24 protein-coding genes are annotated in these 25,332 nt (G+C 47.6%); 2 read left to right on the top strand and 22 right to left on the bottom strand.

Features of this window, described 5'->3' with window-relative positions; all coding sequences use genetic code 11:
* Positions 1-28: 28 nt before the first annotated feature.
* The 22 genes from ABE504_RS16550 to ABE504_RS16655 form a co-directional block, all read right to left on the bottom strand.
* Positions 29-2,245 carry an AraC family transcriptional regulator gene (locus ABE504_RS16550; protein ID WP_430090647.1) on the bottom strand — a complete coding sequence of 739 codons (2,217 nt, stop codon included), beginning with the start codon at positions 2,243-2,245 and terminating at the stop codon, positions 29-31.
* 71 nt (positions 2,246-2,316) lie between these two features.
* On the bottom strand, positions 2,317-3,843 hold the full coding sequence (locus tag ABE504_RS16555) for an ABC transporter substrate-binding protein (protein WP_430090650.1): 1,527 nt from the start codon (positions 3,841-3,843) through the stop codon (positions 2,317-2,319).
* Positions 3,844-3,896: 53 nt separating this feature from the next.
* Positions 3,897-4,799: a carbohydrate ABC transporter permease gene (locus ABE504_RS16560; RefSeq protein WP_430090652.1), complete on the bottom strand. Its 903-nt coding sequence runs from the start codon at positions 4,797-4,799 to the stop codon at positions 3,897-3,899.
* 53 nt (positions 4,800-4,852) lie between these two features.
* Positions 4,853-5,773 carry an ABC transporter permease gene (locus ABE504_RS16565; protein WP_430090655.1) on the bottom strand — a complete coding sequence of 307 codons (921 nt, stop codon included), beginning with the start codon at positions 5,771-5,773 and terminating at the stop codon, positions 4,853-4,855.
* 244 nt (positions 5,774-6,017) lie between these two features.
* On the bottom strand, positions 6,018-6,251 hold the full coding sequence (locus ABE504_RS16570; protein WP_430090658.1) for a hypothetical protein: 234 nt from the start codon (positions 6,249-6,251) through the stop codon (positions 6,018-6,020).
* 6 nt (positions 6,252-6,257) lie between these two features.
* Entirely contained in the window at positions 6,258-7,457 is a 1,200-nt protein-coding gene (locus tag ABE504_RS16575) for a Ger(x)C family spore germination protein (protein ID WP_430090660.1), read from the bottom strand.
* A gap of 23 nt (positions 7,458-7,480) precedes the next feature.
* The gene (locus tag ABE504_RS16580; RefSeq protein ID WP_430090663.1) at positions 7,481-9,043 is read right to left on the bottom strand and encodes a spore germination protein; all 1,563 of its coding nucleotides are present in this window, start codon (positions 9,041-9,043) and stop codon (positions 7,481-7,483) included.
* Positions 9,044-9,059: 16 nt separating this feature from the next.
* Positions 9,060-10,166 (bottom strand): GerAB/ArcD/ProY family transporter, encoded by a 1,107-nt coding sequence (locus ABE504_RS16585; RefSeq protein ID WP_430090666.1) that lies wholly within the window; start codon positions 10,164-10,166, stop codon positions 9,060-9,062.
* 122 nt (positions 10,167-10,288) lie between these two features.
* Positions 10,289-10,540 (bottom strand): YolD-like family protein, encoded by a 252-nt coding sequence (locus tag ABE504_RS16590; protein WP_430090669.1) that lies wholly within the window; start codon positions 10,538-10,540, stop codon positions 10,289-10,291.
* A gap of 143 nt (positions 10,541-10,683) precedes the next feature.
* Positions 10,684-11,931: a hypothetical protein gene (locus ABE504_RS16595; RefSeq protein WP_430090672.1), complete on the bottom strand. Its 1,248-nt coding sequence runs from the start codon at positions 11,929-11,931 to the stop codon at positions 10,684-10,686.
* 115 nt (positions 11,932-12,046) lie between these two features.
* The gene (locus ABE504_RS16600) at positions 12,047-12,247 is read right to left on the bottom strand and encodes a CLC_0170 family protein (RefSeq protein WP_430090675.1); all 201 of its coding nucleotides are present in this window, start codon (positions 12,245-12,247) and stop codon (positions 12,047-12,049) included.
* Between the two features lie 14 nt (positions 12,248-12,261).
* Entirely contained in the window at positions 12,262-13,479 is a 1,218-nt protein-coding gene (locus ABE504_RS16605) for a Ger(x)C family spore germination protein (protein WP_430090677.1), read from the bottom strand.
* Complete coding sequence (locus tag ABE504_RS16610) at positions 13,460-14,575, bottom strand: GerAB/ArcD/ProY family transporter (protein WP_430090679.1); 1,116 nt, start codon at positions 14,573-14,575, stop codon at positions 13,460-13,462. The genes ABE504_RS16605 and ABE504_RS16610 overlap by 20 nt, the downstream gene beginning before the upstream one ends.
* Positions 14,523-16,241 carry a spore germination protein gene (locus ABE504_RS16615; RefSeq protein WP_430091364.1) on the bottom strand — a complete coding sequence of 573 codons (1,719 nt, stop codon included), beginning with the start codon at positions 16,239-16,241 and terminating at the stop codon, positions 14,523-14,525. Before ABE504_RS16615 ends, ABE504_RS16610 begins: the two co-directional genes overlap by 53 nt.
* A 173-nt stretch (positions 16,242-16,414) precedes the next feature.
* Positions 16,415-17,146, bottom strand: a complete 732-nt coding sequence (locus tag ABE504_RS16620; RefSeq protein WP_430090681.1) for a class I SAM-dependent methyltransferase — start codon at positions 17,144-17,146, stop codon at positions 16,415-16,417.
* 141 nt (positions 17,147-17,287) lie between these two features.
* Positions 17,288-18,301, bottom strand: coding sequence for a CobW family GTP-binding protein (locus ABE504_RS16625; RefSeq protein WP_430090683.1), 1,014 nt, complete (start codon positions 18,299-18,301; stop codon positions 17,288-17,290).
* Between the two features lie 173 nt (positions 18,302-18,474).
* Positions 18,475-18,936 carry a Fur family transcriptional regulator gene (locus ABE504_RS16630; protein ID WP_430090686.1) on the bottom strand — a complete coding sequence of 154 codons (462 nt, stop codon included), beginning with the start codon at positions 18,934-18,936 and terminating at the stop codon, positions 18,475-18,477.
* A gap of 69 nt (positions 18,937-19,005) precedes the next feature.
* Positions 19,006-19,155, bottom strand: coding sequence for a 50S ribosomal protein L33 (gene rpmG / locus ABE504_RS16635; RefSeq protein WP_171683453.1), 150 nt, complete (start codon positions 19,153-19,155; stop codon positions 19,006-19,008).
* A gap of 43 nt (positions 19,156-19,198) precedes the next feature.
* Positions 19,199-20,419: a GTP-binding protein gene (locus ABE504_RS16640; protein WP_430090689.1), complete on the bottom strand. Its 1,221-nt coding sequence runs from the start codon at positions 20,417-20,419 to the stop codon at positions 19,199-19,201.
* A gap of 81 nt (positions 20,420-20,500) precedes the next feature.
* Positions 20,501-21,460, bottom strand: a complete 960-nt coding sequence (locus ABE504_RS16645; protein WP_430091366.1) for a metal ABC transporter substrate-binding protein — start codon at positions 21,458-21,460, stop codon at positions 20,501-20,503.
* Between the two features lie 18 nt (positions 21,461-21,478).
* Entirely contained in the window at positions 21,479-22,363 is an 885-nt protein-coding gene (locus tag ABE504_RS16650; protein WP_430090692.1) for a metal ABC transporter permease, read from the bottom strand.
* On the bottom strand, positions 22,309-23,016 hold the full coding sequence (locus tag ABE504_RS16655) for a metal ABC transporter ATP-binding protein (RefSeq protein ID WP_430090695.1): 708 nt from the start codon (positions 23,014-23,016) through the stop codon (positions 22,309-22,311). Before ABE504_RS16655 ends, ABE504_RS16650 begins: the two co-directional genes overlap by 55 nt.
* 217 nt (positions 23,017-23,233) lie before the next feature.
* Here ABE504_RS16655 and ABE504_RS16660 point away from each other — a divergent pair, with 217 nt between their 5' ends.
* Complete coding sequence (locus ABE504_RS16660) at positions 23,234-24,262, top strand: CobW family GTP-binding protein (RefSeq protein ID WP_430090698.1); 1,029 nt, start codon at positions 23,234-23,236, stop codon at positions 24,260-24,262.
* 33 nt (positions 24,263-24,295) lie between these two features.
* Entirely contained in the window at positions 24,296-25,309 is a 1,014-nt protein-coding gene (locus ABE504_RS16665; protein WP_430090701.1) for a permease, read from the top strand.
* The last annotated feature ends 23 nt before the right edge of the window (positions 25,310-25,332 follow it).

The raw sequence follows: 25,332 nt of genomic DNA on the forward strand, positions 1-25,332 counted from the left end.
CTATATGCGTCCTCCATTCTACAGCTGCTTATACGTGTCCTGTTTCGCCTCTCCATTTTTGCCTATATTCGTTCGGAGTGATCCCGTTGATTTTTTTGAACACCCTCCCGAAATAGCTTGTGCTGGCAAATCCCGTATCGATCGAGATTTCAGAAATCAATCGATCCGTAGCGCTGAGCAGTTCTGCCGCTTTCCCAATTCTTATTTCGTTAATATAATCCGTAATGGATTTGGACGTTTGTTTTTTGATTAATCTGCCAAGATAAACGGGAGACATATTCAAAACATCCGCTATACTGTCCAAACCTAACTCTTGCTTCATATAATCGTTCTCAATGATGGTATTAATTTTACGGATCAATTCTTCGTACTTCGCACTTTTCTTTTCTCCGAGCTTCTCCTCGATTTGCCGGAATATATCCAAGAAACTATCGCTTATATCGCTCAATCGTTCCATCTCAGCCAAATGCGCGAACATTTCGTTGAACTGAATGGCATAGCTGAAACCGGAAGCTTTCTCCAATGTATCCACCACCATATTGACGGCAAAAAACAGCCGAAACACGGTTAAATTCAAGTCTTTGTACGAATGGTCCACCGTTGATTCCAAAATCATGGAACAGAGGTTTTTTACTTCGTCCATTTTGCCAAGCATCAGCGCATCAGTAAGCAGCTCTTCCTTTTGAATCGGATACCGATAGGGACGCTTCTGTTGTTCAGCCGTTTGCTCCGCAAATAAATGAGCTTCCCATCCAGAAAAGACCCTATACCGGGAAGTTTCGAGAGCGTCCATATAACAACTGCGGCATTCGGATGCATCCGTTCCCAGCAGGCTCACCGCTGCGGTGACGGATAATTTGAGATATTCCTTGATTTCCTGCTGAATCCGAACGATCCGATTATCAAGCTCCTCTACGTTGCGACCGTGAAAAAGGATGACCGTGTGATCGTCGCCAGAGTCGACGGCTTCGCATGGGGCATATTCAGAAAAAATTTCTGAGGCGATGTTCATGATGCCAAATCGGAGTAAGCTTCGATCCTTGAATTCGTATTGTCGGCAAAACGCCTTGTAACGATCAATTTTCAAAATAAGAACTTGAATTTCATCATGTAAATTCAGCTTGATACTGTGCTCCGCAAACCGCTTCACTAGGATGTTCGGCGGAAAGGAACCGTCTTCCATCATCAACTGTCTTAAGAAATCCTGCTTGGCTTTATAAGAGTTTTCCCTTATGGTTCGGTCCTGCACACCCATCTTTTTCAGCATATCGGCAACGGGACGATTTAATCTTCGCGAAGTCACATAGGAGAGCGAGAGCCCTACCAAGATAAGCAGCAAGCATAGCAGAAGTGTTCGAGTCCTCATCTTATCCACTTCTTTAAACGCAACACCATATGGCGTATATCTAACGAATTTCCAGTCAAGCGCATCGGAAGAAGCGTACGTAACCAGAGATTTGACCCCGTCCACATTCCCGATAAAATGGCCCGACTCTTCACGGGAATGAAGAATGTCTTGGACGAATTCCTGCGATGATAAATCGCTGAGAATTTGATCATTATAGATACTGCTGACTAATACACCTGCCGAGTCTAGTATAATGATGCCGCCGCTCTGACTTTTGTCGATCGTGGCGATCGCCTTTTTCATCCAGGAGTCGGTAATATTAAGAATGATGCTCCCGTCAAACGACGGATCGTAATAGATGTATGTATAAACGTTATAATCGATGTTGCCGTCATTCCCTGCATTTTTAATGGTCCGTGTAATCGGTTTCAGATTCATTTCGGGTTTATACGTTTTTAGGATGTCGACGATCCCCTGGTCAGGGAAATAGGCGCTTTTCTGTGAGCCGGCTGTGCCCGTATAATACAAATCCAGCTTATTGCTATACACATATACGGATTGGAGGAACGGCAAGGATCCGATTAAATTGATCCGATCCGTAATCGTTTTCGTCTCTATGGGATCCGTGTCGGACTGATAAAAAACTTTGTATATTTCTCGATCGTTCAAAATCTGGGAAATCGTCATTTTTACATTCTCCTGCATGGAATCTGCCGTTGAGCTAATTTGCGACAGCGATTCTTCGGAGAAGGAAAAGATTTTCTTCTGTTCGATATTGACGAAGTTGACATATAAAATGTAAGAAACGGCAAGTACGATGACAGCTGTCAAGGTTGAAGAGTACACGAACAAGCTGGAGAAATAACGGCTTTCCGGCATACGTTTGGACAGTTTCATTATTTCCCCCATCCTTATGAAGTGGAGCCCGGACAGACAATTGGCCGGACTCCTATTGGTCATCAACACAATTATTTCTTGTTTGCGGCTTTCCATTCCGCGTATTGTTTATTCATTTCTTCAAGCACTTTATCAATACCTGCTGCTTTTAATTTTTCCTTGAATTTAGGAACCGTAACTTCCGGATCGACAGAACCGGTTTCCAAAATCGGACGGAACTCGTTTTCGACGTTTTTAATAGCGCCAACCTCTGTTTTTAAAGCGTTGCTGTCGAAGTTGAATCCCAAATCGGGCATAATTTCGGAGTCGCTGTTGAATTTTTTGAATTGATCCCAAATGTCGTCTGGTTCGCCTGGCATCAGATAAGTCAGAAACTGATTCCCGTACGCCCAAGTCTCAGCCGGATTGTAGCCGGATTTCTTTCCGGCTTCCGTCGCCGGTGCATATTCGATCCGATTTTCTCCCACTTTGACATAATGCTTGCCTTCAATGCCACGGCCTACCAAATTGATCAACTGCTTATCGGTATACATCATATTGTAGAACATCAGCACCCGATCCACATCTTTGGAGTTTGTCGGAATGCCCATCATGGAGCCTACCAGGTCATTCGTCGTTGTAATTGGCTTTCCGAAGTTGTGGTAAGTGAATGGCGCTCCATATGCGTTCGAAACCTGCACATCCACATACGGCTTCAGTTGGCCGAAGATGAAACCGGACTTGGCACGATCGGCGTTTGTTGCTTTCATGACGGGGGCATCCTTCGAAATATAGCCCGCTTGGTAGAATTTATTCAAAGTCTTAAGCGTTTTCATATATTCCGGCTCATCTAATTCAAGCGTATAGCCACTCGCATCTTTTTTCAACACAATCGATTGGACCGGCGAGACGTTCCATAGGTTTCGATTGACGTAATTCGGTATACGGCTTGCGCCAATGGCAAGCAGCGGGATAGCGCCGGGTTCGTTATCTTTAATCGTTTTGAGCGCCGGCTCCATATCTTCTAAGCTGTTGATTTGGTTAATATCGATTTTATATTTTTCTATCATTGGTTTATTAGCTAGAAAGCCGAGCCACGCGCCCTTCTCTTTGATCGCAGCCATCGTGTAATTGCGTCCTTTGATCGTGCTCGCTTGCAAAAATCCATCGGACAAAAGTTTCTTTGCGTCTGGAGCAAGTTGATCAAGTTTGTCCGTGATGTCCACTAAGCCTCCTTTGCCGACAAGCGTATTGTAGTTCATATTTCCGTTGGAGGTGAACATCAGGTCGACCTTCTCACCAGTCGCGAGAAGCGCAGTCATTTTGGCATCATAGTCAGCAAACGGTATAATGTGCATTTTAACCGTAGCGTTAATTTTAGGCTGTGTAATTTTATTAATTTCGGCCTCTACCAGTTCACCGTCCGGTTGTGGACCCGGCCCGATAATATACCAATCGATTTGATACGGAGCAAGCTCTTTCTTCCCTGCATCTACGCTCGTACTTGACGTGCTTGTTTCGCTTCCTTGCTTGCTTGAACTGCTGCAGCCTGCTGTAACCACGGACATCAGCAGCATCGCTGACACCGAGAACAGCATCACTTTATGCCCCTTTAACATTTACGAAAACCTCCCCAAATTTGGATAGATATATGCTAACCAGTTTCCTGGGACTAGCCTTTCACAGCGCCAATGGTTAAACCGTGGACAAAATACTTTTGGAAGAACGGATAGGCCAGTACAATGGGACCGATTCCGATCACAGCTAGCGCCATTCGCATCGTTAACGAAGGCGGGGAGACTGAAGTCGCGGCACCATAGTTCAGAGCGTTCGAGGAGGATAGAAAATCCGCCACACTTTGCGCCTTGTACATCAAATACTGCATATTCAATATTTTGTCGTCATTGATCAGCATGAGCGGCAGCCACCAGTCGTTCCAATATACGATGGCGCTGAACAATCCGACGGTCGCCAAACCTGGAAGAGAAAGCCTCAGAATAATGGAAAAGAAGATTCGGTATTCACTCGCCCCATCGATTTTGGCAGATTCAATGATGGCTTCCGGAATCGTTGTCATGAAATACGTTCTCATGATCATGACATACCAGCCGTTAAACAAATAAGGAATGATGAGCGCCCATATATTGTTTTTTAAATGAAGGATTTGTGTCGTCACCATATACCAAGGAACAATTCCGCCGTGGAATAATAAAGTTATCACAACCAGAAAAGTGAACAGTTTCCGGTAGGCAAAATCTTTTCGCGATAACGGATAGGCGAATAACGAGATGATGAGCAGACTAGACAGCGTGCCTACGACAGCAACAAAGATAGTGACCCCGTACGCATTCGCGATCACCCGCCCTTGCTGCCATAAGTACTGATAGGCCTCGAAGGAGAATTGATCCGGAATAAACCGATATCCGTTTAAGGATACGCTGCTTTCAGCTGAAATGGACACAACGGCAACCAGCAGAAGCGGGATAATGCAAACGAAACTAAGTAAAATAAATATGAAATGGATGACAGCATTAGCCTTCACCGAAATGGCGTTGATATTCTGTATGGATTTCATTCGTTTCCCCCTAAAAGGTTTTCGCCGGAAAAACTGGCACCGTAAGCATTGGCTTAGAAAATGGCCTTCTCTTTATCGATTTTTCTCACGATAAAATTGGACAACAACACGAGAATGAACCCTACGAACGCCTGAAATGTGCTCGCAGCCGCGGACATTCCAATATCGCCGCTGTTCATTAAAGCGCGGAATACGTAAGTGTCAATGACATTTGTGACTTCGAAAACGGCCCCGGAATTGAGCGGTACCTGATAGAACAAGCCAAAGTCAGCGAAAAACATGCGTCCAATACCGAGCAACACCAAAAGTGTAATGACCGTTGAAATGGACGGAATCGTAATATGGCGTATTTGCTGCCATTTGGTAGCACCATCGAGCGACGCAGCTTCGTAATAATCCGGATCAATACCTGTAATTGTGGCCAAATACACAATACAGTTGTAACCTGCATATTTCCATAAATTAGCAAAAATTAAAATGTAAGGCCAGTAAGCCTTGACGCTGTACCACTCTATGGGATGAAACCCCAAAGGCTCCATGATCAAATTGTTGATAAGCCCTTTGTCGGCGCTAAGGAAACCGAAAAACAAGTAGCTTACCGCAATCCATGACAGGAAATATGGCAGCAAGATGAAGGTCTGGTATACTTTGGCCGATCGTTGGTTTCTCAGTTCTTTCAATGCAATAGCGAGAGCTACGGCCACAGCGGTCCCGAGTACGATAAAAACGAGATTATACAGAATGGTGTTCCGTGTGATGATGTAAGCATCGGGCGTGTTGATAAAAAATTCGAAATTTTTTAAACCGACCCACGGGCTGTTCTCGAAATTTTTTAAAAAAGTACCTCCCGAATAGCTGAAATCTTTGAAAGCGATCAATATTCCGCCAATTGGCAAATAATGAAAAGCGATCAGTAACAGCAGACCAGGCAATGTCATCATCAGTAAAGCGGTGTTATTTCTTAACTTCTTCATCGTTATTCCTCCTAACATAGTCACAGAATAGCACCCGCTCAGACTAACCGTAAATCGCAAATAACGTAACAATGTCGAACTTTTCTAGCAACAATCAATGTAAAAAAATATACTTTTTCGAACTATCCATACTAACTCATTGACGTGTGGGGCCATACATCAAATATTAACAGGAATGCAAATAGAGAAAAGTGTACGATCCGCACTTTTCTCTATTATGGAACTGTACGTTTTTATTTGGATATCACGCAATCCAACTGAACAAGATTTTGCTGATCGGTTGAAAAACGAAAGAAATGAGATCCAACGGATTGGGCAGCTTCCACCGTAAGCTCTGTGCGATGCCCAGCAAGGAACCGAGCAGCAGCAAAAAGCAGAAGACCATGAAATCCTTGCGCTGTTTTTTCTTCCAGAGTGCCGGAATTTCGACCATGCCAATCAGCGTAGAAGCGGCGAGTATCGCTGCAATTGTCCACATGTTCCATCATTCCTTTGCCCGTTGGACCAAGGGATCAGTCACGGTGCCGACGCGGCGAATTTTGACCTTTGTATGCACATCGACCGGCAAATTGAAAAATTGCTCTTGCCAGCTTTGATGATGCTCATTCCAATATTTGGGATTGGCACGATAAATCGCATCGCCGAATCCGAAAATGTCTACTTTAAACGTTCTGGCTTTTTGGAGAACAGACTCGATGATATTGTTCACCTCGCGCTCCGCAATTTGCTCCAACTCAGCGATCGTTTGCGGTTCCATAAGATCGATTTTGCATTGAACCTCCCCCACATTCTCATCCAGAAAGACGTCGAGCAAGATTCGCGGTTCATTATTGACCACAACGCCCCTCATCTTCGTTTTCGTTCGTACCACTTCAATCGCGATAACACCTCCAGATGGACAAGAAATCTCCCCTGCCGTTCTTACGACATTATCGATCACGTAGTTGTAGCCCTTACTTTCTCTCTCGTTCAGCCAGCCGATCAGTTTATCATTCTTGAAAACGGCAAGTCCCGAATTCTCCAAAACCGTTGCTGCAGCAATTCGGCTTACATTGCTTTTCTTAACGCCTTTGCTCGGATCCCCTTTAATCACGACCCCCGATAAGACAGGATCTTTGCCTTCCGTTTGCAGATCGTTAATCAGCTTAGCGAGTCTGACCTCTACGGTTGGCGCCCATACTTTGGCCGACATTTCCAAGGTCGAGAACAACTTATTGGCGGGAATTTTCTCAATAGAGGTTAACGTATTCAAAACGTTCTCAGCGGTCGCCTCTCTGGCCACCATAATATAAAAGTCTGCTCGCATTTCGTGATTCCGCGAGATCCCGTCCAGGATCGGCATGATGCCGTCTCTAGCCAGTTCTTCACTAATCACAAGAACCCGAAGATGGGACGAATAAATTTTGCGCGGACTTTGAGTCGTTAATTTCCTCAGCGCCTCGAAGATGGTTCTTGACGTTGTCTTGAAGGAGCTTACAGGCGTCGTAAAGCCCGGTGCCCCCCGCTTGGAAGCGACTTCGCCAGGATTGACAATTTGCACCGTAACTTGGATACCGTCCTCTTTTTTGTCAAACCCCATACCGACGGCGATGGCCAGATCATTCAATTCATGCCGGCTCCAGCAGCCTGACAGGACGATCATCATCATGAAACAAACGGTGAACAGCATGACTTGCTTGCGCATTGCCGCGGCTCCTTTCTGTAAGCTCAAGTTTTCTGCTTGTTCGAGGGAGCGTTGTCCTCCCGGGTGATGTTTTTCTGACTGAGAAGTCTTGGTCTTGTGACTAACGCCCACAAAGGGAACCGAAAGATCGTATCTTTCTGATCACTCATAATAAAAGGAGCCATCGGCGACATATACGGAACGCCGAACGACCTTAGACTGCACAGATGCAGCACGATGGCGATAAGTCCGACCGTTACACCGAACAAACCGAAAGACGCGGCAAATAACATTAGCAGAAACCTCAAAATCCGGAGCGAGATGCCCATATTGAAGGAAGGGATGGCGAAGTTGGCGATCGCCGTGATGGCTACGATAATCACCATCGCGGGAGATACAAGCCCTGCTTCAACCGCTGCTTGGCCGATAACCAGGGCGCCAACGATGGAAACGGCTTGTCCGACGGTTTTCGGTAATCGCACGCCAGCCTCGCGAAGAATCTCGAAGGTGACTTCCATGACGACCGCTTCGATAAACGCCGGGAAAGGAATTCCTTCGCGCTGCGCGGCAAGACTGATCAGCAAGGAAGCTGGTAAAAGCTCTTGATGAAAGGTCGTGATGCCGATATAGAGCGACGGAGCAAGCAGCGAGATGAATATGCAAACATACCGAAGGAGTCTCAGCAATGTCGCAAAGTCTGCGCGCTGGTAATAATCTTCAGCCGATTGATAAAATTGGATGAACAACGCCGGCGCCATCAGAACAAAAGGCGTACCGTCGACAAGAATGGCGACCCGGCCTTCCATTAGGCCCGCGGCAACGACATCCGGGCGTTCCGTGTTGTATAACGTCGGGAAAGGCGAGTAGGAATCGTCCTGAATCAGCTCTTCGATATTGCCGCTTTCGAAAATGGCGTCGATGTCGATCCGCTGAAGCCGCATCCTCGCTTCCGTGACCAGCTTCTCGTTGGCAATGCCGTTCATGTACATCATAGCGACTTCCGTACGGCTCACTCGGCCGACAGTCATCGGCTCCATCCATAGATTCGGATCTTTGATTTTGCGCCTGATCAGCGCCGTGTTCGTGCTGATCTGCTCCGTGAAGCCTTCCCGCGGTCCTCGAACGACGGATTGCGTTGTCGGTTCTTCCACAGTGCGGTGCTCCCCGCCTTGGGTTTGCGCCGCCAACCCTAGCGCGAAGCCATTCACTAGAATAATCGTTTGTCCGGTTAAAATGGACTGAAACAACGCTTCGAAGTCGGAAATTTCACGCGCTTGACCTAGCGTGCTGATGGCATTGCGGATCGTGTTCAGCGTGAAGCCGGCCGAATCCGTTTTCAGCTGTTCCACCAGCAAGTTTTGAATCAACGCCCCGCTAACGAGCCCTTGAATGTAGATAAAACCGAGGTCAACCGGCTCTTCCGCATCCCAGTGAATCGTCTGCATCACGATATCACCGCTGTTGCCGAAGGTGTCCCTAACCCTTTCGAAATTGAGAACAATGGAATCTGTAAGCGAATCAAGCGGCTTCGTCGGATCGGGCGGATGCAGACTTGCTTCCACAGCGTGGTAGCTGCTGTGCTGAAATAGCCTTTTGAAGAAAACCATAGTTTCCTCCTCCTTTTCAACCTTTCACCCGGACCGTCTTCTTCCGAATGCGCGCGGTGATCAGAATGAGCAGCGGATATAGCCCTCCGGCAGTCAGCGCATACGGGATGAACGGTTCGGAGTCGAATTTGGACATATACGCAACGTTCGGATATACAACCAGCGAATACACAACCAGAATCATGCCCAGCGGCATCGTCAGGGGCCGATAATCTTCGATTTTTAATAGCTGGGCCAGCCCCACTACGAAGCCGTAGAAGTAAAAGGTTGTTTTGAAGTATACGGTTAGAAACCAGATCCCTGCGATAAGAATTTCCACACGTTCGAAGAAGTTGCCGATATTTATCTCCTTGGCAAGCACATAGCTCGGATACATAAGTCTTTCGGTCAATGTGGCGCCTAACACTGCTACACACAGGAACGTGATCACAGTGAAGCATAGTCCTCCGAAAATAGTAGCAAGCAGGTAGGCTTTCTTGGCTTTGGGATCTTGGTTGACATGAACGGGAAAGATCATGAATAGGACGATAAAAGGCAGTGAGGAGGTACCTGCGACTTCCAAAGCCGCTTTCACCAACCCGCCTACTCCAGAAGAGAACACAGGCTGAAGTTTCTCGGCCTGTACCTCCGGCAGCAGACACGCCACTAACACTGTAAATAGAATGATGATCCATGGAAAAAAAATCTCTGCCGCACGGGCGATCGTTTCGAGACCCAGCCGCACCCCCATGACGACGACAAGAGCAAACAGCACATTGATCGCTTGAATCGGTGTATCGGGCATCACTTGGGTCGTAACGAAATTACCCATATAAAACAAGACCGTCGTGGCTCCGACAAAGGAGAAAAAAATAAATCCCAACGAAAACAGCTTCCCCAGCCATTTGCCAAACAATTGCTCGTTATAGGCCGTTAATGTCATATTCGGGAAACAACTGCCCACTTTGTTGTATAAGCAGACGATTCCCACATTCAGACAAACGCCCAGCAGCGCGCCTATCCACGCATCTTGCTTGGCCGCCGCTGCAAGGCCTGACGGGATGACCAGAATGGTTGTACCAATCGTAAAAATCATCACAATGACGGCAAATTGGTTAACGGATATTTTGACGTTTCGCATCATAAATGATTTCCCTCTTATTTCGATTCCATTTTATGATAATATCCCCATAATCACACATATCATGCCAAATGCGAGCATGACAAAAAGGCCAGCCCATTCCAATAGGAATGAGCCGGCCTATATTAATCCCGCGGGTAATTTAGTGCCATAATGTCCATAAAGGGGACTTTTATTAGTTCGGCTGCCTTTTGAACATGAACTTTGCCTGTCCTTGAATCCAAGTGAACAATTTCCCCCCGCAGCGGTTTTTCCCAAGCCCAGATCGTTAATTCCACTTGTGATTTCTCGTTGTATGCTTCCGTTATTTGATTTCCAAGCTCCTCTAATACAAACTCATCGCGAGTTGGTCGCTTGGGGATCTTTGCCTTTGCCATCGTTTGAACCTCCCCTGTTTTTAGACTGCCGAAGAAGGCGGCCATAAAAGAAAAATGGCGGGCACGAGATGAACTCTCTGACCGCCATTTCTTTATGTTACCGTTTTTTCATCCTGTGAGCAAACCTCGTTCATAACCAAGGATTATGGAGCTGCAATCGTAAACGGCATACGCGATCGCATGTGACCTTCTTCCTTTTGTTCAAGATGAACGTCTGAATTTGCTTTCTTATAGGGAATCACGGTAGGTTTCTTTAAGATCACCTGGTAATCGCCAAAGGGAACCTGCTTCCCATTCGCGTCTTTCTGATCCCATGTAAACGACAACTCCTGACTGTAAACTTCCTCTCCCACTTTGGGGAAGAATTCATTGATGACAGGAAGTTTGCCGGACCATACAAGCGTACCGGCTCCATTCGGAACCGTACGATCCATTTGCCAAATCTGAATTTCAAAAGGTGATCTTTCAACGAGGGTAAGATCATCCTCGCTTACATTGGCTACTTTGAATGAAATATCAATAGGATCTCCGGCCCCAATCAAACCGAAAGGTTGATTCATGACGCCGCTGCTGACATAAACTTCCGTTGCAAACGGAGAGCCGCGCCATCCTGCTCCAAACTCATACTTATGTTCAGTCCATTTCGAAGAAATTGGTTTTGCTTCTACGTGGGCCGGAGCTTCATATAATGCCGGATCTAGTTCAGCGTCCGCCGCGTAAATCCATGCGTCTCCCAGCCACTGGCTGTGAATATGCTGCCAGCCGCTCCCACGTTCAAATACGTCGACCGTTTGTGGGGATAAAGTGCCAAGCACTCTTGCACGATGATCTGGATGCTCATATACCGGTGTATCTAGAGTTAGTTTAAGCTTAGTTGCCTCTGTTTTTAGATCCTTCGGATAACCCAGGTTGATATTCACCCAGCGCGGCCCCTGCCATGAATCCACATAGTACCATTCATCGTTTACACTAAGTGAACTTAATAACTCCTGAGGCGACAGCCATCCCATAACCGCTCCCTCTTCATCCGGCAAGGCAAACATCGGCGTCGTCGTGGAAATCGATACCCCAACCGGCCCATAATAGACATGCGCATGCTCGTATACGGGATGGGTGGGATGAATCCATTTGTTACCAAGCCACGTTTCAATGAGGTAATCCCCATTTGCGCTATAAATCGCCCGCACCGTTTGAGGCGATACGGTTCCTAGACTTTTGCCTTTATTGAGAGGTTCTTCGTACAATTGCTCTTCGCCAGTTAGCACAACATTATTGTAGTAAGCCTCTGTAATGGGTGTCTCTTGCTCTGCTATCGCTGTAACAGAAAACCCTGCTAACATGCTATACGCCAGCAGCAACGAGGATAGGAACGAGAACGTCCATCGTTTCATCAGCATTCCCCTTTTCATAAAAAGATCTGTGCTCCTCAATCTTTTTATTTATTTGACGCTAATTTCGTAAACATGGTTGCGATACAGCAAATAAAACTTTTGGCACCGAATCGATTTATTTCCAAAACCACTTCTCATACGCCATGTAACCAAGGAACGAAATTACGCCCAAGGAGATATTCAAACATCCGGCAATGACAGCTCCTTTTTTCTCTTTGAGCATATTGGCTTTCGCATAATTTTTCACATCGAAAACCAGAATAAGCAGCCCCGTGATCAGGAGCAGTAAAATGGTGTAATTATTAAAGGTAATCATTGGCCGGATCCTCCTTAATTGGTTTTCGTTCCAATTCGTCTAATTTTAATCTCTACTGTGATATCAAGGGTCATTTCCTTATATTGCTCCTCCCACGCTTCCTTCGTTTTAACTTCCTTGTTCCAGTAGGTAGGCTGTGTCGCGCGCACATATTCACCGAAACCGAATATATCGCTGCCGCTCTTCTGCGTCTGCTGGACGAATTTTTTAAAACCGATCGTTCCGTCTGATTGAATTTTTTCCTCCAATTTCTTTAAATTTTCCTTTGTAATGAGTACATTCTCATTCGATTTTTCGGCTAAATCACCCTCGATTTGACATTTTATGTTGGTATGTACTTTGCCGTTTTGGATGGTTGTTGTTATTTTTGCCTTCCGATGTGTAGATTTGAAGATTACCATCGTGTTGGAGTCTGGCATTTCCAACAGAACCTTATACCCCCCTGGGTTGATTTGTTTGATCGCCATATAATGGCCGATTTGCAAGGCTGTTGTGGTGCCGACCATGATATCGTTCTTAAAATAAGCCGTCCCGACAATTTCAATGTTGGATGCCTTCTTTAATTCCAAATAAGGAAGCATCCCTTCCTGCCCTTTGGCCGAACTGGCACTGAAAAAGACGCCCATAAAAATGTTGGGAAGCTTCCCCATCTCTCTGGCATGTTCTAAGGTGGCAAGTAAATATAACGTCGGAACGCGCTCCAACTGCGGTGTGGCTTTCATGATATCAGCCGCACTGCCTTTACTAACGACCATCCAAACGGTTCTTCTGACCTGCGGTTGCCTGCGAAAGAAGTCGTTTTCATTCTCAATTCCTTTTTTTGCGACGTCTTCCGAGATGACAATGACCCGTAAATGACCAAAAAACAACTTATCTGCAAGCTGCTGTTGAAGATTCGTTAAAGCATCCTCTACGGTGTAACCGACGCTGGATAGCACCCAAACCGGTTTTGCCCCGGCAGGTCCGCCGGAGCCATCCCCAGTCCCTAACGGAATACGGCCAGGGACAGCAATTTGAACAGTGATGCGGATGAGTCCCTTACTACTCGCGGTATCCGGCTTGAGAATATGCGTAGAATTGCCGCTTTCCTTCTCATCCTCCGGTTTCGCATTATCAATGCCAATCGCCAGAACGACGGCCCGATCTTCGATCTCCAGGCGATCCCAGCAGCCTGTAAGTATAGGAACAATCAACACGCAAACAAGAATCTGTTTAATCAGATTTTGCCACAAGCTGATCACCCCGGCCTTTTTTCTTCCGAATCATGGCTACAACAAATAAAACAAATGGATACGCTATAGTGAAGACTAACCCGCAACGACCGACAATTTGGATAATTTCATACATCTGCATCAAATTTTGTGAAAGCATTGCCGTTACATAGATAAAAGGAATTAGAAAAAAAGCGAACATTTTATGGTCTCGGAGTCGCAACAGCTGTGTAGAAAAATATATAGCTACATAATAAGTGGACAACAACGTCGTAAATACCGCGGTAACCCACACAGCAAGAAATGCACCGTCTAAACGCTCCAGGATATTGGCGGGCAGTGAAGTCGTCTTGGCTAATTCTAAAGTAGGCCAAACTAATTTCTTTATTTCCTCTGCTCCGAATACACCAACCGTCGCAATCACGATGAGGATATACAACGCTCCTGCTATAGCCATCCCCACATACCCCGCAATCATGGCTCTTTCGGGCCGGCGCATGGAAGGGATTACGATGGTCATGATAAATGAGCCTTGAAATAAGGCCGCCATGGTGAGAATCCCGCCGGACAAGCCGCTGTGTTCATTGCCCCACAGGGGTAGGAGGTTGATTAAGTGTGCATTCTTCAGGGAAAGCACGACAATTAAGAGCCCCGGGAATACGATGATGGGGAAATAAAAATGGTGAAAATACGTAAAGGTCGTTATATCTACGCGAGAGGAAATTGCCGCAAGCAGCAGCATGACGATGACCGTGACCTCAAGCGGTGTTTTGGTTAGTACAGAAGTAACAACAACTTCTCCAAATTCACGTGAAGCCAACGCAGTGAGCAAGCAAAAAAACATGATAATCAAAACACTAAATCCGCGTGCCACCCATTTACCAATTAATTCCTCGCTGTATTCAATAATGGATTGCGTTGGAAAACGCATACCAAGCTTCGTTAAAAGCCAAAGGCCTGATAGCCCTAAGAGAAAACCCATCAAGGTTACGAGTGGAGCTCCGGAATCCGCAGCTCGGACTGCAAATAGCGAGAGGGCGAGTACCCCCACGCCAATAATTGTGCTAATCAGTATGATCGCCGCTTGAATGACTGTGATCTGGCGAGGATGTTCCATCCGTTCCATGCCTCCTTGAAGTTCTGGCTTTCGAGGGATCTAATGTGTTGATTGGCACATTTTTAATGCTGTCTTGTGTTACATCCCCAAGCCGAGTGTCATTCGGGGGTTGTAATAATGAGGGTCTCTTGGGCATGAACCACAGCGGCAGCCGTACTAACGTATCCTTCATCCCTTGAAAATTCCCTGGGACTACCGGACTCAAGTAAGGAATTCCGAATGATTTTAAGGACAGCATATGGTTGGCGATCAGAATTAATCCAATCATCACCCCATATAAGCCGAATATGCCTGATAAAATCACAAGTGGGAAGCGCAGCAACCTGAGTGCAAGGGCCGCATTGTACGCTGGTGTGGCGAAAGAACCGATCGTCGTTAAGGCGATGATAACGACCGTGATCGGTGAAATAAATCCTGCTGCGACCGCTGCCTGTCCAACGACAAGTACGCCAACAATGGAGAGTGCCCCGCCGACTTGCTGCGGCAGCCGAAGTGTCGCTTCCCTCAGTACTTCCATGGAGATCTCCATAATCAAAACTTCGATGACGGAAGGAAAAGGTACGCCTGCTCTTCCCCCTGCTACGGCTACGGCAAACTCGGTAGGGATAAGCTCGGGATTGAATGAAATCAAGGCCACATATAATGATGGGAAAATCAGCGAGAAAATCAACGCAACAAAACGTGCCAACCGGATGAAACTGACGAGAAGATACCTTTCGGAGTAGTCCTCGACCGTTTGGTAAAATTGACTGAACACCGTAGGCAAGATGAGCGCAAACGGGGATCCGTCTACGAGCAGGACAACCCTGCCCTCCAGAAGATTGGCGACCGCTTTATCCGGTCGTTCCGTGTTCTGAATTTGTGGAAATGGGGATAAATGGTTGTCCTCGATAAACTGTTCCAAATACCCGGCATCCAGGACGCCATCAATATCAATTAAGGATAGACGTCGGAATACTTCCTCTACGAGAGCTGGATTGACAACGCCGTCAATATAGCAAAGCGCCACCTTGGATTTGGTGATTCGACCGATCCGAATCGTTTTTACCTTTAATTCCGGCGTAGGAAGGCGATAGCGAAGCAAAGCCAAATTGGTACCCAACATTTCGATAAAGCCTTCCCGGGCTCCGCGAATGACTTGTTCCGTTTCCGGCTGTGTGATCGACCGCTTTTCTACATGGCGTGTACTAAAAATAAACGCATCTGCGACTCCGTCAACTAGGAGAACTGTATTTCCTTCTACAATGGCTTGAATAATTTCATGCAGCTGTGTTTCCGTTCTTCCTTCACAGGCATACAGGATATCGTCCAAAAGAAACGCCTTCATCGAGCGGCTTACTGCTTTCGTATAATCGTGCAAGGACGTTAACATCAAAGGCTTTAAAATGTGATCATTCACATACTGTTTATCAATCAAATCAGGGAAATACATCACGACAGCCGGTTGATCGTCAAACATGCACATTCGCCGTATAATGAAATCGTCACTTTCACCAAGTATTTTCTGAACAAATGCCAACGTTTCTTCAAGTTGGGTGTTAATACTTGCCTCTTCATTTGCTTCTAATAATTGATGAGCAGGCGGTACCTTTCGGGGGGCCATCTGAGGCTGTTGACTTCGGGCTCCTTGTCTTGACCGCAGCTTATACCAACTCCAAATCGCCATCCCCATTTGCCTCCCATCTGTAAGCCATAGTCATTTCAGGTTTTTGTTTTCCATTCATTTCTTTCCATGTATTTTTAGCCATATTTGAGATTCTATGCATCCGGGACGGATTCTCTTCATCCAATGGTTTCGAGCCAACCCATCTTGAGATGCTCTGAAGCTTGTTTTAAGTTTTACAATTTGTTACCAACCAGAATCATACGCGGGGATACTGATGTAACATACGTAGAACCGGTATAATCGCCAAAGACCTGATCAATGACCAGAGACGTCCCCCGAAGCATTCGTTGAAAATCCGCCAGCGTGTATAATTTCACTTTTTCAATGTAATGACGGGGTGCGCTTTCCTCTTCGTATACAGCAATTTTTTTCTTCACCATACCGCCTTCCACCAATCGTGTTTCATGAATCATAAGACCATTTGACTTCCGCTCAGAAAGGGGAACCAATCCGGAAACTACCACATCCGGATTCAAGTAATCAATAATCCATTTGGTACGCGGCTTCAACACTCTATCCATTTCTAAAAGTACCTTGCGATTCTCCTCATCTTGCTCAAAGTACCCAAATGACGTAAATAAATTGACAACAGCATCAAAGGTCAGCGAAGTTGACGGGATGCAGCGCATATCTCCATGTATCCAATGTACTTGTGAGAAGGTGTCGCTTGCTCTAGCTTCTTTTAAGAGTGCCTCAGATAAGTCTAGACCTGTCACATCGAAACCGAGTGCAGCCAAATTGAGCGAATGCCTTCCCATCCCGCAGCATAAATCAAGAACCTTAGCTTGCTGTGGAAGCCTTAACCATTTCAGCATTTGCGCCACTTCCCTCGCTGCCTGCTCCCCATTTCGGTGATTATATACGGTTAAATAATCAACGCCGAAGCTTTGTTCATACCAGAGCATTCAGGTTCTCCTTTCTAGTACAATTTGTAGTAATCCTATTGGCCGGGATCTGGATGAGGGATGGTTCTACGAGCAGTTCTCTAGATGCATTGCGCTGCAACTTCAATAGGGAGGTCTCTACGTGCGACCTCCCTTATTTGCTCATATTTTATCTAAAGCTTGGATCACGTCATCTTTGGAAAAATTCTCACCGATGAAGACCGCTACGTTTTGCACCGCGACTTTGGGCTTGATGCGGAGATTCATGAATTCGAGCTCCCGATAGGCGTACTGAAACAAATGGTGCATGGTGGACTCTCCGTCTGTTGTTTGCACAATGCCTTTGGCGCGATACACTTGCTGTGGCAGGCTGCGAATGACTTCCTCGAACTTATCCAGATCAATCGGCCGGTTAAAATAATGCGTATATGCAATGACGTGATCATGCGTATGGTGATGGTGGTGTGCCTTGTCATCTGGGGCGGCATGACGGTGATCGCAAGCCTGCCCCTGTTCGCTGCCGCATGCCGCCTTGCATTTTTCCTCTACAGTTCGCCCCGCAGGCAGGTCATTCAGCGATTCCAGTATTTGCAAGTCCAGCTGGCAGTAGACCGTGATTTCAATAAGTGCAAAAGGGTTCCACGCCCGGATCAGTCGATCCAGCTCGTCCAGTTCCTCAGTCGATACCTTATCCGCTTTATTCAAAATAACAAGCGAGGCACAGCGAATTTGTTCCTTCATTAAGGCCGACGTTTTGCGGCGCGGCTTCTGGCTTAAACTCAACAGATGCGGTGCATCCACGACGGTAACGATCGACTTTAACACCACCGGCATGAGCAGAGAAGCGTCCGTGACGCCTTCCATAATCTCCATCGGATTCGCGATCCCTGTGGATTCAATGAAAATTACATCGGGTTGATGTTCCGTGTACAAATTTTTTATCGCCATACTGAGATCACCGCGAATCGTGCAGCAGATGCAGCCGCTCAGCATTTCTGCCATCGGCACTTCTTCTCCGATGATCATGCCATCGAGATTGATTTCCCCAATTTCATTCATAATGACAACAGGCTTCTTGCCGGATTCCGTATAATAATCCAAAGTTTTCTTGAGCAAGGTCGTCTTACCGCTGCCAAGAAATCCAGAAAAAATATGAATAGGTACTGACTGCAGCATCGGGTGAACCTCCCTGACTTTTATAAGAAAGAATGAACGGCTGTGCTAATAGGAACGAAGTTACCACGAAGATGCCACCAGCTCAATCAGCCCCGCTTCAATGCGCTAATCTTTCCTCTCCGGACCGCCGCCATCCCGAAACAAATCTGTGTCAACCTTCTCCGGATTTCGTTTTAGGGATGAAGCGCACGGCAATCTGTACAATAGCCGTACACATCGAATTTATAGCTGATCGGCTGGAAGTTCTTGCTTTTGATCGGAAGGCGCATGCGTTCTGTATTCACATCCAGGGAAACGGTCTTCTCGCAATCCATACAAATCAGATGGTACCTGGGATGTTCCTGGTCTGTGCAGATCCGGAATCTGACCTCATCGACAAGAATGAAGGATTCGAAAATCTGCAGCTCGATAAACAGCTTAATATTTTGATACACCGTTGCGTAACTGAGACCAGGAAAGCGCTGCTCCAAAATATGATGCATATCCAAAGCCGTCAAAGGCTTGTGGGAATGCAGAACCAGTTCAATCATCGCTTTCCGTTGTTCCGTCAAACGCAGGCGATGCTCGGTAAATTTACTTAACTGTAACATCAAGCTCGCCGCGTGATTCTCGGGATCGGCTGCATGCGTCTTCATGCATCAAGGCTCCTTCCGCTTCATGATTGCCGTTCATTCCATCAATGGAATCAAGTTGGAGATTCTGTTTTATCTAGTTTCGCGGTGAAGCGTCACCCGTTTGAGGCGAGGGCAGTATTTCTTGAGCTCCAGGCGCTCAGGGTTGTTTCTCTTGTTTTTTGTCGTTGTGTAATTCCGATCTCCGGTTTCTGTACAAGCTAATGTAATGACAACTCGCAACGCATTCACCTCCCTTGTCACAAAATTGAGCACACCTGCGGGCCTATTGCGGCAGCGGGCAAGCCTCTTCCAGCTCCATGATCGAATTAGGCAAGCTATCGTGAAAAAGATGCCAATCCCCTGCCATCTCCTCATCCGTCAGCAAGCAGGCATCCAGCGTCAACTCAATCGCCGTTCGATCCATGTCGACGCCGATAAACACGACTTTATTCATCCGGTCCCCGTAGGTTTCATCCCAATGCTTAATAAGATCCGCTTCCTCTTGCAGCACGCTGTCTCGCTCCGATTCCGGCAGCGCGGCGACCCAATACCCCGCAGGGCCAAAGCGAATGGAAGGCCCCGCTTGACTGAGGTTCTGCGCATGTTCGTGACGTGTCGCCAACCACATGATGCCTTTGGATCTCACGATTTCAGCGGGCCAATCTTCCATCCACTGGAGCAGCCTGGCCGGCTCGAAAGGACGAGTCCGTTCATAGACGAAGGAGGAAATACCGTATTCTTCCGTTTCCGGTGTATGCACGTCTTTTTCCATCTCCTTCATCCATCCTGCGGATGTGCTGGCCTCATCAAAATCGAACAACCCCGTGTTCAGAATCTCCGAAGGCGCCACGTTGCCGTGAACGGAGCGGATAAATTTGGCCGTTGGCTGCAGTGTCCGCAGCACCCTCTCCAGCTCCGCAAGCTCCTCTTTCTCCAGCATGTCACACTTGTTAAGAATCAGCACATCGCAGAACTCAATTTGATCAATGAGCAGATCCACGACTTCCCTCGTGTCATCTTCGCCGACCGCCTGACTCCGGTCCAGCAGCGTCTCTCCGGAAGAATAGTCCGTCCAGAACCGATAGGCGTCGACGACCGTCACCATCGTGTCGAGCCTGCACCATTGCGTGAGATCGATGCCTTGTTCTTCATCGCGATAACTGAACGTTTGCGCAACAGGCAGCGGCTCCCCTACGCCTGTCGATTCAATCAGGATATAATCGAATTTATTCTGTTTTGCAATTCGTTCGACTTCTTTCAGAAGATCTTCCCGCAGCGTGCAGCAGATGCATCCGTTCGACATTTCGACCAGACTCTCGTTCGTATGGGACAAGCCGCCGCCTTCCCGAATCCAATCCGCATCCATATTGACAGAGCTAAGGTCATTGACGATCACGGCCACTTTCAAGCCGTCCCGGTTGTGGAGGATATGATTTAACAGTGTTGTTTTTCCAGCGCCAAGGTATCCGCTTAAGACGGTGACAGGCAGTTTAGTATCTGACATTCATGAATTCTCCTTTTTATAGTAAATATTACGATCTAACTTCGAGAAGAAAGCAAACCCGTGGTTTGCTTGACGTTCTATCTATTCATTTAAAGCTTTCTTTAAAGCTTCCAGATTGCTGGTCATCACCGCCAAGTAGTCGAGATTGTTCTTCATCTCCTTGTCCGTTAACCCTTCAATCGGATTCAGCACATCGGTCTTCGCATTGATCTCCTTGGCGATCGTTGTAGCCACCTTAGGATCGACTAACGTCTCGAAAAAGATCGTTTTCACCTGATTCTGCTTGGCAAATTGGATAATGTCGGCCATTTTATCAGGAGCCGGCTCTTCCTCCGGGGATAAGCCCGCGATAGGCACTTGCGTTAACCCATATTCCTTCGCTAAATAACCGAAAGCGGCGTGCTGGGTAATAAATTCTTTGTGCTTCACGCTGGCAAGGCTTGTTCGGAAGGAAGTGTCCAGCGCTTGCAGCTTCGCAATATAAGCGTCAGCATTTTTACGATAATCGTCTTTATGCGCCGGATCTGCTTGCGCTAATCCCGCTGCGATCGTATCGACTTCTTTCTGTGCCAAGACAGGGTCCAGCCAAACGTGCGGATCCAGCACTTTGCCGCCTTCCGCTTCTTTGTGAGCCGCTTCGTCCTTGTGGCCTTCTTCCTCTTCTTCCTCCGGCAGACCTTCCATTAACGTAATACCATTGGAAGCCTCAACCACGACCCTCTGATCATTCCCTGCACTTTGCAGCGCCTTGTCAACCCAACCTTCCACAATCCCGTTGTAGACGAAAACGTTCGCTTCTTTGATCTTTTTCATATCCTTGGCGCTTGGCTCCCAGTCATGCGGCTCTGCGCCCGCCGGAATCAACGCGATCACATTGGCATGCTCCCCGGCAACCTGCTTGGTAAATTCATACATCGGATAAAAGGTGGTCACAACATTCAGCTTTCCATCGCTGGAAGCCGGGCTAGCTGAGCATCCCGATAAAATCCCGGTTGTGAGTGCAGCAAACGCTATTGTTTGGGGTAACCATGTTTTTTTCATTTCCATACATCATCCTCCTTATAATGGTTGTGAACGAGGGCTAGGTTGACTAAATGTAGCTTCTTCCAACGGGGTATTCTTTTTCTGCTGCGCCTTGCTCCACGTTAGGACGCCTTTCTTGATGCCAAGGCCAACTGCCAGGACGAGGAACAGAAGAAAGGCAATCGTGCCTCCGGGCGGCGTACTCAAGTGGTAAGAGGCCGTAAGCCCGGAAAAAACGCCAAGCAGGGAGATGCCCATGGCTAGGAAAAGCGTTGAAGCAAACGTTGTGCCAATACGGATCGCCAACGCGGCTGGCAACACGATTAAAGCGGAAACCAGCAGCACGCCTACGATTGGCATCGCGGCCGATACGATCATCCCGGTCAGTACGCTGAATCCGAGAGAAATCCAGCCCACAGAAAGGCCGCTTGTCTTGGCCGTATCTTCATCAAAGGTAATCTGATACAGCGGACGCCGGAATAGATAAAAGAAGAGCCCGCCGATCACGGCGACGCCGGTCATCAGCCACAATTCCGTGCTATTAACCGCAACCACCGATCCAAATAAATAAGCGGAGAATCCTTTATTAATACTTTGATTCATGCTCATCAAGATCACAGCCGTAGACAGTCCGCCGACCATAATGATGGCGACGGCAATCTCGCTGTAGGACTTATAGGATCTTCTCACATATTCCACGGCAATCGCGCCGAGCGTGGCGACCACAAATCCGGTTATCGACGGATTGACATGAAGATAGGCCCCGGCTGAAACGCCGGCCAGCGAGACGTGCGATAACATGTCGGCCATCAGCGCTTGCCGGCGCAAGCTCAGATAAACGCCGAGCACAGAGGCGATGATGCCGATTAGCCCACCGGCACAAAATGCCCGCTGCATGAAGTCGTAGTGCAGCATTTCCATCCGCCATCCTCCTTTCGTTGCAGCTCAATGATCCGATCCAGATGCGGTGCGGCTTCCGTCAGATGGTGCGTGACCATCACAACGGTTCGCCCGTGGTTTTTGATCTGATCGACCATTAAGGCATAAAATCCGCCCCGGTTGCCGGCATCCATCCCTGTCGTAGGTTCATCCAGCACAAGCAGATCAGGGTCTTGCACAAGCGCTCTTGCCAGACACAGGCGCTGCTTCTGCCCGCCGGAGAGCTCGCCGATTCGGCGTTTCCGAAGTTCCCACAGGCCAACCTGCCGGATGGCTTGCTCCGTCACCTCATCATCGGCTTTACACAGCCTTCGTAGCCAAGATCCGGTTCTATAGCGCCCCGAACGGACAAATTCATAGACCGTACTCGGAAACCCGCTGTTAAAGCCTGCGAGCTGTTGGGACACATAGCTGACGCTTAACCGCTCTCCTCGCTCATTGAGGCTGGAGAGAAACACCTCGCCTTGCCACGGTTTGAGCAGCCCCAGCATGAGCTTAAGCAGTGTGGATTTTGCCGCGCCGTTAGGCCCGGTTACGGCCACAAACTCCCCAGACTGAATTTCTAGACTGGCCTGTTGAATGCAAGGAACGTCCCGATAGCCGAATTCGACGTCATGTAAAGAGGCAATAAGCAAGGGATCTTCACTCCTAAGTGTAAATTTTACGATTTACAAAATGTACTATAACTTTTTCTATTCGCTCTGTCAACCTAATCGTAAAATTTACTTTTAATCCCCCTCAGCTTTTTTGTAATTCTTGCAGGTTCAGGAGGATTATTATACAATTTAATTCGTAATAATTACATTTATAATTCGTAATATTTACATAAGACTAATTTGAAGGAGAGAAAACATGTTGAAAAAAGTTCCTGTGATCCTCTTAAGCGGCTTTCTGGGCAGCGGTAAATCCACCCTCCTCTTACGCATGCTATGTGACGCCAGCCGATACGAGCTGCGGCCTGGTGTTCTGATGAACGAAATCGGCAAGCAAGATGTGGACGGCTACCTGCTTCAAGCGTCGACGCCTGATCTTCATTTGGCCAAATTGCTGGATGGCTGCATCTGCTGCAGCAAAAAGAGCGACATCAGCGCATCGCTTCTTCAGCTTCTGGCGCAGAAACCGGATGTCATTTTTATTGAGCTGACCGGTGTTGCAAATCCCGAGGAAATTGTCGATGCGCTGACGGAGCGTGAGCTTCTCCTGCGCGTCAAATTGCATACCATCCTGACGGTGCTGGATGCGGAGCATGTGCTCGAATATAACAGCATCTTTGCCTCGGACAAAGAGCTCGTACATACGTTGCGCCGGCAAATTGAGGTTGCAGACCTCATCATTCTCAATAAGATTGATCTGGTGACAGACAAACAACTCAGCACGATCGAGAAAACCGTCCGCAAACATAATGCGCGCTCCCCCATCCTGCGCGCTGTACAAAGCGAGTTTGATATGGGCCCCCTCTTTCACTCGCTGCGTGAGCAAGCTATGCAGGATGATGCGCCTGTCGTTCAAAATTCCATTCAGCGACGCGGGCTAGCCATCGTCCGGCGAGAGAAGAGACACGATCCTGCTCCGCCTTCGTTCACCCGCATCCAAACCGTCTTCTTATCCGTGGAGGAAGAAGTCCTGTTTCAACAGCGGAAGCTGGAGCAGTTTCTGGCAAGCTTCGGCGCTTCCTTGCTCAGGAGCAAGGGCCACCTATACATAGGGCCGGATCGCAAGCCTTTTTTAATGCAATATGCCGGCAAAAGGATGAATTGGCAGCCCTCCGCCTGGCAGGATCGGCCCTATCTGGTTCTGATCGGCCTGGATCTGGACGAAGCACTCGCCGAGCGAAATTGGCAGCAGTTGATCGACAGCCATTCCGCGAGGCCATACCACTGAGCCTATAACAACGACTAAGGAGCCTTACCGCCAATGCCTTCAACCTTTTTCAGACTCAGTCTAATCTTCCTTATTGCCGTTTGTTGCACTTTGGTCATCCTGATCGCCTTTCGTCAAGATTTCTCGCTGACCCCGTTGACCCAAACCGAACAGTTACAAACGTTTAAAACCGTCTTTATTAGTATTTTACTTGAAGCGCTTCCGTTTATTTTACTAGGCGTCCTGCTCTCTTCGCTGATCCAGACCTTTGTTTCCGAACAGACTATTCGCCGGTTTACGCCCAAGCATCCGCTTCTCGCCATTGGCTTTGCCTGTCTTCTTGGCCTCCTGTTTCCCATGTGCGAATGCGGCATGATTCCAGTTGTGCGAAAGCTCATTTCCAAAGGAATGCCTGTCTATGTCGCCGTTGTGTTTATTATCTCGGGGCCGATTATTAATCCGATTGTGTTCGCGGCCACTTTCATGGCGTTTCGCAATCATCCTGCCATCGCCTACGCCAGAATCGGACTGGCTTTGGCTGTCTCCGTCATTGTCGGCCTTCTTCTGTACCGTTTTATTCGGGGGAATCAACTCCGAAACAGCCGCTCGGGCTTCCTCGAAGCGAGCAGTGCAGGGAATCACGATCATTCAGGTGGGGGATTGGGGAGGAAAGTGAATACGCTTTTTGCCCATGCGTCGGATGAATTTTTTGAAATGGGAAAATATCTCGTATTCGGCGCCCTGCTTACTGCCTTGATTCAAGTCTTTATGCAGCGGGAAAGCCTGCTGGCGATTGGCCAGGGACCGCTCAGCTCGCATGTGTTCATGATGGGTTTCGCTTATATTCTCTCGCTTTGCTCGACGTCAGATGCTTTCGTGGCATCCTCATTCCAGAACTCGTTCACGACAGGTTCACTGCTCACCTTCTTGGTATTTGGCCCTATGCTGGATTTCAAAAGCACCTTGATGCTGCTATCCGTCTTCAAGTCCAGATTCGTGCTCATGCTATCCTGCCTCATTATTGTAACCGTACTCGGCTGCTCCTTGCTCTTAGAACGTCTCATGTAAAAACCAATTCATTTAGGGGGAAA

The organism is Paenibacillus oryzisoli (assembly GCF_050467285.1).
GTDB classification, from domain to species: Bacteria; Bacillota; Bacilli; order Paenibacillales; family NBRC-103111; genus Paenibacillus_E; species Paenibacillus_E oryzisoli_A.